We start from the raw sequence: 12,365 nt of genomic DNA, 5'->3' as shown, positions 1-12,365 counted from the left end.
GTCATGATCCGAACCAAGCTTTCCCTGCTGATCCCGCTGCTCGGTACCTTCAGCGCCCAGACCTGGGCCGAGGATACCGAGCAGCAACCCGGTACCTTAAACATGCAAGCCACCGTCGTCTCCGCTACTCGCAGCGAAGCGAGCATTGCTTCGATTCCGGGCTCGGTCCAGGTTATCGACGAACAACAGGTCCGTGAGCAGAGCGGCGCGGGCCGCCGGGTCTCCGACATCCTCGGGCAATTGGTCCCCGGTCTTGCGCCGTCCAGCGGCGGGATGAGCAACTTCGGTCAGACCCTGCGCGGGCGCAACATGCTGGTGTTGATCGACGGCGTATCGCAGAACGCCACGCGCGACAACTTCCGCCAGCTCAACAGCATCGCCCCGGCCAGCATCGAACGCATCGAAGTGATCTCCGGCGCCAGCAGCATCTACGGGGCCGGTGCTTCGGGCGGCATCATCAACATCATCACCAAGCGCAATCAGGGCCAGGACATTGCCTACAGCAGCAAACTGGGTCTGACCAGCGGCAACAACCTCAACCGCAAAGGCTTCGCCTACGAAGCCTTTCAGAGTGCGACGGGGCGCAAGGATGCCCTTGACTGGTACGTCTCCGCCGACCTGACCCAGCGTAACGATCAGTACGATGGCAACGGCAACCGCATCCCTCAAGACACTTCCCAGGGCAGCAACATGGATACCGAAACCTATGACCTGCAAGGTCGTTTCGGTTACGAACTGGATGCCGACAAAAAACTTAGCCTGTCGCTGCAGGACTACAAGGACCAGCAGGACACTGGTTACACAAAAGACCCGACAAACCGCCAGCAAGCCGTGGCAGTCAAAGGGCTGAAACTCGACGATCAACCCTATACGCATAACCAGGCGGTCAACCTCAACTACACCGACAAAGACTTCTACGGTCAGGGCCTGCAACTGGAAAGCTACTGGCGCCGCGCCGATGCACTGTTCTTTCCGGACCTGTCGCGAGGCAGGGCCGGGATCTCCGACAACAACAGTGTGCAGGATGTCTACGGCCTGCGCGCGGCCATCGACACGCCGCTGCCGGCGATCGGGAGTGCCACGGGTAATCTGGTCTGGGGCGCCGACTATGATAATGAGCGCTCCCGCCAACGAGGTGATCAATACAGGCTCAAGGGCCTGACCTACACCAAGACCGGCACCACCTACGAGCTGGGCCCGGACATCGAAACCACCACCAAATCGCTGTTCGGGCAGATGTCCTGGGACATCGGTGACTGGACCTTGCGTGGCGGTGTGCGCCGTGAATGGATCGAAAGCGACGTCTCCGACAGCATCGCTTATGGTCAGATCGTCCAGACCGGCATACGTGCAACGCTGCCCGGCGACACCCTCAAATACGATGCCACGCTGTATAACCTGGGGGCGGTCTACCATCTGAGTGAAAACCAGGATGTCTTCGCCAATTACAGCCAGGGGTTCTCGCTACCGGATATCCAGCGCTTCATGCGCGATGTCAGCAGCACCTTCGACATCCAGAGTCTCAACGCCCAGGCCATCAAGGTCGACAGTTACGAGCTGGGTTGGCGCGGTAACTGGGACCAGTGGCAGGCCGACGTCACCGTGTACGAAAACACCTCGGACGTGACCCAGTTCTACGATGCCAATGATCGCGTATTGCGCCTGATCAACCAGAAAGAGCGAGTTCGCGGCATCGAAAACAGCCTGACCTACCGCGCGACCGATCACTGGTCGGTGGGTGGCACTTATGCCTGGGCCAAAGGCGAGACCGAGCAGAACGGCAAATGGATCGATCTGCCGGCTACGCGCATCTCACCGGCCAAGACCACACTGTTCGTCGGCTACACCGAAGACGACTACACCCTGCGCCTGCAAGGCATGCATTTGTCCAGTTACGACGCCGCCGCCAAGGACAACAACGGGCGCGAGATCGAAGGCTATACGCTGGTGGACCTGCTCGGCTCCGTGCAACTGCCGGTCGGTCGTCTTGAAGGTGGCGTGTACAACCTGACCAACCGCACGTACCAGAACCTGTTCACCCAGGCCAACGCCAGAGCGCCGTACGCCAACGCCGAAGGCCGCACGCTGAGCATGAGCTACTCGGTCGATTGGTAAAAACAGAAGCCGGCTTGCCAGCGATGCGATCTGCCAGGCATACCGTGTCGCGGCAATCGCCGGAAGCCGGCTCTACAGGGTTACAGGCCGCGCACATCCCGGTCTTCGATCGGCCGGCTCTGGCGCAAACGCTTGCCGCCCAGTACCACCCAGTCGATCAGTCGGAACAAACATTCAATGCCGAACGACAGCAGCAACGCGCCACTCATGCCCCAGATCATCGCTTCCGGTGTCAGCAGGATCTGGTAGCTGTAGCCATTCCAGGTTTCCTTGCGAATATCCGGATCAGCCGCCAGCGCCACCTGCAGGACGCGGATGTACCACGGGCCCTGCATGGCCTGGAACTGTTTATCGAGGGCCAACTGACGGGTGAGCAAGGTGCTCAGGCTGTCGGCGTCGCTGCGAAAAATCGGGTCTTCGCTGGCGCGGTAATGGGCGACCAGCGCCTGCATATCGCCTTTGAAGAACTGATTGGCCGTGCCCTGAAAACCGCTCAAGCCGGTCTGAGCCTCAATCAGGTGCGCTTCGACCCGTTTCGCGTAATCGCTGATGAACCCCGGCACCTGGACACCGATCAACAGGCCCGCCGCAAACAACACCAGCCGTAGATAACTGAGCAACATCGGGTGAGATCCTTATTCGGTCTTGCCCTGGTTGACGCATTCGCCGCGTCGCCAGAGGCTCCATTGGCCCGGTTCGTAGCGGGTCCAGGTTTCGTTTTCGGTCAGGGGTTCGGTGGCGATCACCGTGACCACATCGTTGGGCGTGGTTTCGGCCTGGAAATCGACGATCACATCGACATCCTTCAACCGCGCCGGGCCGAACGGCGCGCGACGGGTGATCTGGGCCAATTTGGTCGAGCAATAGCAAAACAGCCAGTCGCCGTCGCTCAGCAGGCAGTTGAACACACCTTTGCTGCGGTACTCGGCGCAAGCGGCGACCAGATCCGGCAGCAACGCTTCGATCTCGACTGGTTCCGGAAACGCTGCGCGCACACGGTTGAGCAAATCGCAGAACGCCGCTTCGCTGTCGGTGTCACCGACGGGGCGGTAAAAACTTTTGATCGGCTCAAAATCCGCAAGCTGACCGTTGTGGGCGAAACACCAGTTGCGGCCCCACAGCTCGCGTACGAAAGGGTGCGTGTTGGACAGGCAGACCTTGCCGACGTTAGCCTGGCGAATGTGCCCGATCACCACTTCGCTTTTGATCGGATAACGTTGCACCAGGTTCGCCACTTCGGACTCGCAGCTCGCCGCCGGGTCCTGAAACAGCCGCAGGCCACGCCCCTCGTAGAAGGCGATGCCCCAACCGTCACGGTGCGGACCGGTGCGGCCGCCGCGCTGCATCAGCCCGGTGAAGCTGAACACGATATCGGTCGGCACATTGGCGCTCATGCCCAATAACTCACACATGCTCGGATTCTCGATGGAAGGCAGGGGCAAGGTTACAAACGCGGTTCGACCCGCAATCGCTGAGGGTTGCTCGGCACTGGCGGACGACCGTAACGGTCATCGCCGGCACCGCCGAACGGATGATCGTCTTCAGGATCGTCGGCCCGGGCCGCGGCCTTGGCGGTGGCTGCCTGTTCCTTGCGAGCATTGGCGGCGCGTTCGATCGGGAAACGGATCGCCACGTAAACCAGGTAGATACCGAAGGCGATCATGCCGTACATGAACAGATCGGAAACCGCCCGCCAGGCGTTGTTGCCCACCTTGAACAGCAGATCGAGCGCGGTGATGGCGATGGCCGGGGCCACTTTTTCCTTCACAGGGTCGATGATGGTCGGGCTGAACAGCAGCACGGCAACCAGCAGCCGCAGCGGTTCGCGCAGCCAACGCCACATCCAGCGGGTCATGCGCATCCACACCAACAGGCAGCCTAAAGCGGCAAAGGCGTAGAGGCCCCAAGCGATCAGATAGTCGTTCTCGGTCATGGTGTCCATGGCAAGGCAGGCAAAGAGGCGCTTATAGTAACGACTTTTCGCCCGTCAGGCTTGCTCCAATGCCTGGCCGCTACGCCTCACTCCTGTGGGAGCGGGCTTGCTCGCGAATGCGGTGTGTCAGCCAACACAGATGTTGAATGTGCAGGCCCATTCGCGAGCAAGCCCGCTCCCACAGGGATTTGCAGCGGCATCAAGACACGCGCGCGCCCTATTCCGTACATTGTTCGAGATTCCTTTATGCCCTTATCCGCCAACGTTTCCGACGCCCCTATCGCCCGCAAGGCCGAGGGTGATGACCCGTATGCCTGGCTGCAGGAGCGCGACACCGACGCGGTGCTCGACTACCTCAATGCTGAAAACAGCTACCAAGAGGCGCAAACCGCCGATCAGGCAAAGCTGCGCGAAACCCTGTTCGAGGAAATCAAGGGCCGGATCCTCGAAACCGACCTGTCGCTGCCCTCCCCGTGGGGCCCGTACCTGTATTACACGCGCACCACTGCCGGTGACGAATATGCCCGACACTACCGCTGCCCGCGTCCGGCCGATGACAGCCTGCAGCTTGACGAAAGCCAGGAACAACTGTTGCTGGACCCGAACGAATTGGCCAATGGCGGCTTTTTCTCCCTCGGCGCGTTCAGCGTCAGCCCGGATCATCAGCGCCTGGCCTACAGCATCGACGCCACAGGCGATGAGATTTACACACTGTTCGTGAAGGAATTATCCAGCGGCCGTGTCAGCGAACTGGAATTTCAGGATTGCGACGGCAGCATGACCTGGGCCAACGACAGCCTGACGCTGTTTTTCGGCGAACTGGACGACACCCATCGCCCGCACAAACTGTTGCGCTATCGACTGGACGGCACGGCGGCCGAAGAAGTGTTCAATGAGCCGGACGGACGATTCTTCCTGCATTGCTACCGCTCGAGTTCCGAACAGCAATTGCTGCTGTCGCTGGGCAGCAAGACCACCAGCGAAGTCTGGGTCCTCGACGCCTCGCAGCCGCAGCAGGCCTTTACTTGCCTGGCGCCACGGGTTGAAGACCATGAATACGACGTCGACCACGGCACGCTGAACGGCGAGTGGGCCTGGTTCATCCGTACCAACCGCGACGGCATCAACTTTGCCCTGTATACCGCCGTCGACACCGGCGTTGCGCCGACCGAGGCCGACTGGCAGAACCTGATCCCTCACAGCGACACCACAATGATCGAGGGCATGAGCCTGAACGTTGGCGCGATGACCCTGAGCCTGCGGGTCGGCGGCTTGCCGGTGATTGAAGTCCACCCGCAAGACCTGCCGAGCTACCGCGTGCAACTGCCGGATGCGGCGTACAGCCTGCATGTGCAGAACAGCCTGGAGTTTGTCAGCGACAGGATCCGCCTGCGTTACGAGGCATTGAACCGTCCGGCGCAGATCCGCCAGCTTGAACTGGACAGTGGCGAGCAGAAAGTTCTCAAGGAAACCCCGGTACTCGGCCCGTTCGACGCCGACGCTTACGTCAGCCAGCGCCTGTGGGCGACGGCACCCGACGGCACGCAAGTGCCGATCAGTTTCGTGGTCAAACGCGAAGCACTCGGTCAGCCGACACCTCTGTATCTCTATGGCTACGGCGCCTATGGCGAAAGCCTCGACCCGTGGTTCTCCCACGCCCGCCTGAGTTTGCTGGATCGCGGCGTGGCATTTGCCATCGCCCACGTGCGTGGCGGCGGTGAACTGGGCGAAGCCTGGTATCGCGCTGGTAAGCAGGAGCACAAGCACAACACCTTCAGCGACTTTATCGCCTGTGCCGAACACCTGATCGACAACGGTTGCACCACTTCGCAGCAATTGGCGATCAGCGGCGGCAGTGCCGGCGGTTTACTGATCGGCGCGGTGCTCAATCAGCGTCCGGAGTTGTTCGGCGCAGCCATTGCTGAAGTGCCGTTCGTTGACGTGCTCAACACCATGCTCGACCCGGACCTGCCGCTGACCGTCACGGAATACGACGAGTGGGGCAATCCTGAAGAGCCGGACGTTTATGATCGGATCAAGGCCTATGCCCCGTACGAAAACGTCACCGCGCAAGCCTATCCGGCGACCCTGGTGATCGCCGGCTACAACGACAGCCGCGTGCAGTACTGGGAAGCGGCGAAATGGGTGGCGAAATTGCGCGCGACCAAAACCGACACCAATCCCCTGCTGCTCAAGACCGAACTGGGCGCCGGGCATGGCGGGATGAGCGGTCGCTATCAAGGATTGCGTGACGTAGCACTCGAATACGCATTTGTTTTCAAGGTTTGGGGGATTGCCTGAGGAACTTGGCCCGGCGTGCTGGTCTTAACACCAGACACCGGGGCTAGGCCCTTGTAGGAGCGAGGCTTGCCCGCGAAGGCATTTTCACAGTCAACATTGATGTTGGATGTTACGGCCTCTTCGCGGGCAAGCCTCGCTCCTACAAGGGATTCGGACCGGAACCAGACACAAAAAAAGACCGTGCCAACATGTCAGAACCGACCTTGCTGAACAACGAAATCCGCGACTGGCTGATGGACTGCGGCCTGTTCGATCAGCTGCTGCCTGCGGACTTCGCCGCCGCTTCCGGCTACTTCAGCATCAGCACCATCCCCGAAGGCGAAGAGATTTTCCATGAGGGCGATGCCGGCAGTTTCATGTGCATCATCCACACCGGCCAGGTGTCGGTGCAGAAGACCAACGGCGACGGGCAATTGGTGACCATGGCCACTTTGCGCAGCGGTCGCTCGTTCGGCGAAATGGCCGTGCTCGATGGCGAACGACGTTCGGCCAGCTGCGTGGCCGCCAGCAATTGCCAGCTGCTGAACCTGGGCAAGGACTCTCTGGAAAAGATGATCAACGACGCGCCGAAAATCGCCGCCAAGATCATCCGCGCCCTCGCTGTCGCCCTCTCCAAACGCCTGCGCATGGCCGACGGGCAACTGCTCTCGCAACAGGTTTAACCGCCGGGTGACTTGGTCTTCGTGCTATTTGGCTCAAGGCCCGGCAACGGTTGATCCTTGGACGGAGGGCTGGGCATCTCGATCGGCACCAGCGGTGGGCCTCCACTCCCGGCCCCGGTCCTGGGCAAGGTGGTCGGGGTGATTTGCGGATACGGCGTAGGCGTGGCGGTGCCGGGTGAACCAGGCATCGCTGTCGGGCTGGTCGGAATGGTTTGCAACTGCTGGGCCTGCACTGCAGTTATCGAGAGCGCGGCCAAGGCAATGACCGTTAGAATGGTGCGCTTCATCAATGGCTCCGTTGGCCTTGTTGTCATTGGCAGGCTACTCCCAACTGCCTCTGTTTGCCTTCCCCCAATTTGAGATTTCCATGAAACGTTTCGTTCTGCTCGACACCGCCCCTATCCCTGAAAACGGCGGCGCCTTGTGCCTGTTCGAGTATGGCGAGGATTTCGTCATCAAGATCCAGGGCGGCGACGGCGGGCAGTTGATGAACACCCGCATGCACGGTTCCGAAGATGCCCTGGCCGAGATCCCTTGCCGCAAGGTGGCCGGCCGGCCGAACTCACGGGTGCTGATCGGCGGTCTGGGCATGGGTTTCACCCTCGCTTCGGCCCTCAAGCATTTGGGCAAGACCGCTGAAGTGGTGGTCGCCGAGTTGGTGCCCGGCGTGGTGGAGTGGAATCGCGGGCCGTTGGGGGAGAAAGCCGGCAATCCGCTGGGAGACCCGCGCACCGTGATTCGCATGGAAGACGTGGCCAAAGTGCTGCAAGCCGAGCCACAAGGCTTCGACGCCATTATGCTCGACGTCGACAACGGCCCCGAAGGCCTGACCCAACGGGCCAACAGCTGGCTTTACTCCGCCGGTGGCCTGAGCGCTTGCGCCAAGGCCCTGCGGCCCAAAGGCGTGTTGGCGGTGTGGTCGGCCAGCGCCGACAAGCAATTTTCCGACAAATTGAAGAAGGCTGGTTTCAAGGCCGAGGAAATCCAGGTGTTCGCCCACGGCAACAAAGGCACGCGCCACACCATCTGGATTGCCGAGAAGCTCAAGGGCTGAGCTAAACTCCGTTCATAACCGTCATTAGTCTTTTACAAAGGTGAACCCATGAGTTCGTCAACGCCTCCGACCAACACGTCGAAACTGGACCGCATCCTTGCCGACAATCAGCGCGACAAGGAAATGGGTTACCGCGACAAAGCCCTGAAGATGTACCCGCACGTGTGCGGCCGCTGCGCCCGCGAGTTCTCCGGCAAGCGCCTGAGCGAACTGACCGTGCACCACCGCGACCACAACCATGACAACAACCCGCAAGATGGCTCGAACTGGGAATTGTTGTGCCTGTATTGCCACGACAACGAACACTCGCGGTATACCGACCAGCAGTATTTTCACGAAGGCTCGCTGAGCACGCCGAAAATCGCCAAGGCCACGCATAACCCGTTTGCGGCGTTGGCTGGGTTGATGAAGAAAGAAGACTGAAGGTTTTCAGTGGCTGGACTGGCCTCTTCGCGGGCAAGCCTCGCTCCTACGGATCGGTGTCGTTCACCAGATGGTGATCGACTCTGTACCTGTAGGAGCGAGGCTTGCCCGCGAAGACAATCTCCCAGTCACCACCAATCTACAATCTGACTCCCCTCCCCCAATCCCCGTATAATCGCCGTTTTTTCCCGAAGGCACCCCGCTCGTGGCAGACAAACGGTACAGCTGCATTGGTTTGTATAACCCCAAATCACCGGAAAACGTTGGCTCGGTGATGCGCGCCGCCGGCTGCTATGGCGTGGCGTCCGTGTTCTACACCGGCAAGCGGTATGAACGTGCCGCCGACTTCGTGACCGACACCAAGCGCGTCCACTACGACATCCCGCTGATCGGCATCGACGATTTGAAGAAAATCCTGCCATTAGGCTGCGTCCCCGTCGCAGTGGAGCTGGTCGAAGGCGCCCGTTCGCTCCCCGAATACACCCACCCGGATCGTGCGCTGTACATCTTCGGCCCGGAAGACGGCTCGCTGGATCAAGAGATTCGCGACTGGTGCGAAGACGTGGTCTACATCCCGACCACCGGTTGCATGAACCTGGCCGCCACGGTCAACGTCGTGCTCTACGACCGCATGTCCAAGGGACTCAATACCCGTTCCGGGGCAAAATTCCGCTGAATCACCGCACATTCGATGGAACAAGCCGACGGCTCCGGCAGTCAGCTTAACTATCTATTGTTGAAGCAGTCATTCCTGCCTGGAGACAGATCATGAGCGAACTCAAACGCGTAGAACGCATCGAATCCACCCCGTTTCAGACTCATTCCGAACAAAACGTTCACGGCTGGGAACGCGTCGGCTCTCTCGCCGGTGGTGTGCTGATGATGGGCAAGGGCCTGCGTCGCGGCGGCATTTTCGGGTTGATTCAAGTGGCGATTGGCGGTGTGGCGCTGGCTCGCGGGATTACCGGGCACAGCTCGGCGAAAAGCCTGCTGGAGAAAAGCCGTCAGGACATGAACAACGTTCGGGCAAGGATCGAGCGGGCCGGGGAAGAGTTGAGCACGTTGAAGGCGAACGCCGAGGCGGCGACCAATACCGCTACGGTGACGGGCAATGATTCGTTGAAATCGCCTAAAACCGGGGTTTGATCCAGATGTTGCGGAGAGGCTGACGGCCTCTTCGCGGGCAATCCTCGCTCCTACTGGATTGGCTTGATCACACGCGTTGCGTATGCCACAAAACCCTGTAGGAGCGAGGCTTGCCCGCGAAGGCGGCGTTACTGAAGCAACTCGGTGTCGAGGACTTTGGAAGACTCGCCAATCACGCTTTCCGCGAGTTGCACAAATTCCTTGGTATCCACACTTTCCAGGTGCATCGCCCCACGCAACACATCATCCAGCGACCGTTTGTTGCGGGTCTTCAAGCGAATCTCGCGATCCAGTTCCTGAAGTAACAACACCGCTTTCGACACCTGAGCCGGGCTCACCTGTTCGCCACGCAACGTGGTGACTTTCTGGCTGTCCTTGATCAACTTGCCGTGCAAACTTTCATACCGCTCATCACTCATGCCACCGGCGCGGCGCACCAGTTCGATGGCGTAGTACTCGGCATACCCTTCGCTGATCCAGTCACTGCGCTGCTTGTCGTTGATCCGCGCGAACACCTGCGCCAGTTCACGCACCACCGCGCTGGTGCCGCTTTCGCTGACCAGCGGCAGACGCGTGTTCAGATAGATCGATTCCCGCGCGGCCAGGCTGCCGCGCCACATCGGGTCATTGGCGCCGACGATCAACAGTTTGGTGGGATGACGCGGGAACACCGCTTGCACCTGCGGCCAGACAAAGGTCAGCAGCGTCAGCACGTCCATGCGGCGCATGCCCTGGCCTTGGGGCGAGGCGACGGTGACTTCGGTTTCCCCAAGCCTGGTGCGACGGCTGCCGAGGTGGCCGGCGAGCATCCAGCCCACGGGCCGGTCGAACAGTCGAGAGGCGTTATCAATGCGGAATTTGTTCTTGCCGATTCGCGGCCAGGCGGTTTCGACGCTTTTCCAGCCGCTGGGCAATTCGAATTCAAGGCGTGATACCAGCTCGATGCCGTCCTGCTGATCGAGTTTGGCCGGTGGCACCAGGTCGTCACCGCGCATCAGCGCCCAGGTCGGGGTCATGCGCGTATCGAAGCTGCCGCTCTTGCGCCCATGGCTGATGCGCACGCGGTAGGTCAGGCTGGCCTTGTCAGTGGCCGGACGCCAAACCCCGCGCTTCTGCTCGCCCGGCGTGAGCTGCCATTGGCCGTCGGCCTTGAAGTCGCTGTAGTGGCTGCCGTCGCCCAGATCGAAATCCAGACTGCGCACCGCCGAGCCCTGGGCCAGCGTCAGTCGCACTTCGGCCTGATCGCTTTGCGGCAACAGGCGCACGTGGTAATCCAGATCGACCTTCTTCGCCGCACACACGGACGAACTCAGGGCCAATAGCCCAACGGTCAGCAACAGCCGCAATCCCACAGCCATACACACTCCTTGTAAAGCTAACCTGCCCGGAAAATCAGATGATCTTCCCAGTCATCTTCGGCCACGCTGCCTTCGGCGAGCATGCGCCCGGACTGGGAAATACGTTCGTGGTGCACCGCATCGCGATCACCACACACCAGGTGATGCCAGAGTGGCAGGTCCTTGCCTTCGCTGACCAGGCGATAACCGCAGGTCGGCGGCAGCCATTTGAACTCGTCAGCCTTGCCCGGCGTGAGCTGGATGCAATCGGGGACGAATTCTCGGCGGTTCGGGTAGTCGGTGCACTGACAGGTGTTCAGGTCCAGAAGTTTGCAGGCGATGCGCGTGTAATAGACGGAGTTGTCGTCTTCATCTTCAAGCTTTTGCAGGCAGCACAGGCCACAGCCGTCGCACAGCGATTCCCACTCTTGTGAATCGAGTTGATCGAGGGTTTTGCGTATCCAGAACGGTTCGACTTTGGCGGCCATGGTTCGAGCATCGACATCAGGTGGTGAAAAGGCCGCCAGTCTAGTGCCAAGGCCCTTGCGGGCCAAGCATTGGCGACTGCCGGTAGAACGGGGCTTGTCAGTTATTGCGCCGCCACGTAGCTTTGCCAGTCGCAAGGAGCCATGCCCAAATGCCATTAACGCTCAACCGCGTTGCATTCAGGTGAACTGCCCGGCTCTGGAAAACCTTAGCGCTCAGCTCAACTGCGCCCGCAGGTTTCAGGCGACCCTCACTTTCAGACGAAGCAAGGAATCTCTTGATGAGTTCAAATCCACGCGTTGCCGATTATGCGATCCACCCTCAGTTCACCGATCGCTGGTCACCCCGCGCCTTCACCGGCGAAACCATTGCCGAAGAAACCTTGCTGAGCTTCTTCGAAGCCGCACGCTGGGCGCCATCGGCCTACAACTCGCAACCTTGGCGGTTTCTCTACGCGCGTCGTGATACGCCGAACTGGGAGCGCTTCCTGGGCCTGCTGAATGAATTCAATCGCGGCTGGGCGCAACACGCCTCGGCGCTGGTGATTGTGATCTCGAAAACCACCTTCGCCGTACCCGGCGCCACCGAAGAAACCCCGGCCCTGTGGCACACCTTCGACACCGGTTCGGCCTGGGGCCACATGGCGCTGCAAGCGAGCATCAGCGGCTGGCACACCCACGGCATGGCCGGTTTCGACCAGGACCTGACCCGCAAGGAGCTGAACATCCCTGAAGGTTATGCGCTGCACGCAGCGGTGGCCGTGGGCAAACTGGGCGACAAGGCAACGCTGGCCGATTACCTGCAAGCCCGCGAAGAACCAAGCCCGCGTCGCCCGCTGAGCGAACTGGCGGCCGAAGGCGACTTTACTCTCTAAGCGCTGAACCTGATCGTTCCCACGCTCTGCGTGG

Annotated in this window: 14 protein-coding genes; 8 read left to right on the top strand and 6 right to left on the bottom strand. The window is 60.5% G+C overall.

The features are described 5' to 3' along the window. Window positions 1-3: 3 nt before the first annotated feature. Window positions 4-2,115 carry a TonB-dependent receptor gene (locus ACYZTM_RS22890; protein ID WP_131060424.1) on the top strand — a complete coding sequence of 704 codons (2,112 nt, stop codon included), beginning with the start codon at window positions 4-6 and terminating at the stop codon, window positions 2,113-2,115. A gap of 80 nt (window positions 2,116-2,195) precedes the next feature. Here ACYZTM_RS22890 and ACYZTM_RS22885 read toward each other — a convergent pair whose 3' ends face one another. From ACYZTM_RS22885 to ACYZTM_RS22875, 3 genes are read right to left on the bottom strand one after another with little or no spacing between them, the layout of a single operon-like run. Next, on the bottom strand, window positions 2,196-2,738 hold the full coding sequence (locus ACYZTM_RS22885; protein ID WP_008067554.1) for a DUF2937 family protein: 543 nt from the start codon (window positions 2,736-2,738) through the stop codon (window positions 2,196-2,198). Window positions 2,739-2,750: 12 nt separating this feature from the next. Next, window positions 2,751-3,527, bottom strand: coding sequence for a class II glutamine amidotransferase (locus ACYZTM_RS22880; RefSeq protein ID WP_131060422.1), 777 nt, complete (start codon window positions 3,525-3,527; stop codon window positions 2,751-2,753). A gap of 32 nt (window positions 3,528-3,559) precedes the next feature. Then, window positions 3,560-4,057 (bottom strand): MFS transporter, encoded by a 498-nt coding sequence (locus ACYZTM_RS22875; RefSeq protein ID WP_131060421.1) that lies wholly within the window; start codon window positions 4,055-4,057, stop codon window positions 3,560-3,562. A 237-nt stretch (window positions 4,058-4,294) separates the two neighbouring features. On the opposite strand from ACYZTM_RS22875, the gene ACYZTM_RS22870 reads away from it, so the two are divergent. Both ACYZTM_RS22870 and ACYZTM_RS22865 read left to right on the top strand, forming a co-directional pair. Further along, entirely contained in the window at window positions 4,295-6,349 is a 2,055-nt protein-coding gene (locus ACYZTM_RS22870) for a S9 family peptidase (protein WP_461984793.1), read from the top strand. Between the two features lie 188 nt (window positions 6,350-6,537). Beyond that, window positions 6,538-7,011 (top strand): cyclic nucleotide-binding domain-containing protein, encoded by a 474-nt coding sequence (locus ACYZTM_RS22865; RefSeq protein WP_461984791.1) that lies wholly within the window; start codon window positions 6,538-6,540, stop codon window positions 7,009-7,011. On the opposite strand, the gene ACYZTM_RS22860 is transcribed toward ACYZTM_RS22865, so the two are convergent. Next, the gene (locus ACYZTM_RS22860; RefSeq protein WP_131060418.1) at window positions 7,008-7,298 is read right to left on the bottom strand and encodes a hypothetical protein; all 291 of its coding nucleotides are present in this window, start codon (window positions 7,296-7,298) and stop codon (window positions 7,008-7,010) included. The two genes, ACYZTM_RS22865 and ACYZTM_RS22860, sit on opposite strands and share 4 nt — an antisense overlap. A gap of 80 nt (window positions 7,299-7,378) precedes the next feature. Here ACYZTM_RS22860 and ACYZTM_RS22855 point away from each other — a divergent pair, with 80 nt between their 5' ends. From ACYZTM_RS22855 to ACYZTM_RS22840, 4 genes are all read left to right on the top strand, one after another. Continuing rightward, a complete protein-coding gene (locus tag ACYZTM_RS22855) occupies window positions 7,379-8,065 on the top strand; it encodes a spermidine synthase (protein WP_461984789.1) in 687 nt (228 codons plus the stop codon). 48 nt (window positions 8,066-8,113) lie between these two features. Continuing rightward, complete coding sequence (locus ACYZTM_RS22850) at window positions 8,114-8,488, top strand: YajD family HNH nuclease (protein WP_131060416.1); 375 nt, start codon at window positions 8,114-8,116, stop codon at window positions 8,486-8,488. Between the two features lie 205 nt (window positions 8,489-8,693). After that, window positions 8,694-9,164, top strand: coding sequence for an RNA methyltransferase (locus ACYZTM_RS22845; protein ID WP_131060415.1), 471 nt, complete (start codon window positions 8,694-8,696; stop codon window positions 9,162-9,164). A 92-nt stretch (window positions 9,165-9,256) separates the two neighbouring features. Beyond that, on the top strand, window positions 9,257-9,634 hold the full coding sequence (locus ACYZTM_RS22840) for a YgaP family membrane protein (protein ID WP_131060414.1): 378 nt from the start codon (window positions 9,257-9,259) through the stop codon (window positions 9,632-9,634). A 128-nt stretch (window positions 9,635-9,762) separates the two neighbouring features. Here the strand turns inward: ACYZTM_RS22840 and ACYZTM_RS22835 are convergent, their stop codons facing one another. Together ACYZTM_RS22835 and ACYZTM_RS22830 are read right to left on the bottom strand one after the other, a co-directional pair. Next, complete coding sequence (locus ACYZTM_RS22835; protein ID WP_461984786.1) at window positions 9,763-10,992, bottom strand: hypothetical protein; 1,230 nt, start codon at window positions 10,990-10,992, stop codon at window positions 9,763-9,765. A 17-nt stretch (window positions 10,993-11,009) separates the two neighbouring features. Next, window positions 11,010-11,459, bottom strand: a complete 450-nt coding sequence (locus ACYZTM_RS22830) for a YcgN family cysteine cluster protein (RefSeq protein ID WP_461984784.1) — start codon at window positions 11,457-11,459, stop codon at window positions 11,010-11,012. A gap of 278 nt (window positions 11,460-11,737) precedes the next feature. On the opposite strand from ACYZTM_RS22830, the gene ACYZTM_RS22825 reads away from it, so the two are divergent. Beyond that, the gene (locus tag ACYZTM_RS22825; RefSeq protein ID WP_461984782.1) at window positions 11,738-12,331 is read left to right on the top strand and encodes a nitroreductase family protein; all 594 of its coding nucleotides are present in this window, start codon (window positions 11,738-11,740) and stop codon (window positions 12,329-12,331) included. Window positions 12,332-12,365: the final 34 nt, after the last annotated feature.

The sequence above is a fragment of the Pseudomonas sp. MDT2-39-1 genome (assembly GCF_054898085.1).
The sequence above is the reverse complement of the archived record's forward strand: the minus strand, read 5'-3'. Positions and strand labels throughout refer to the sequence as shown.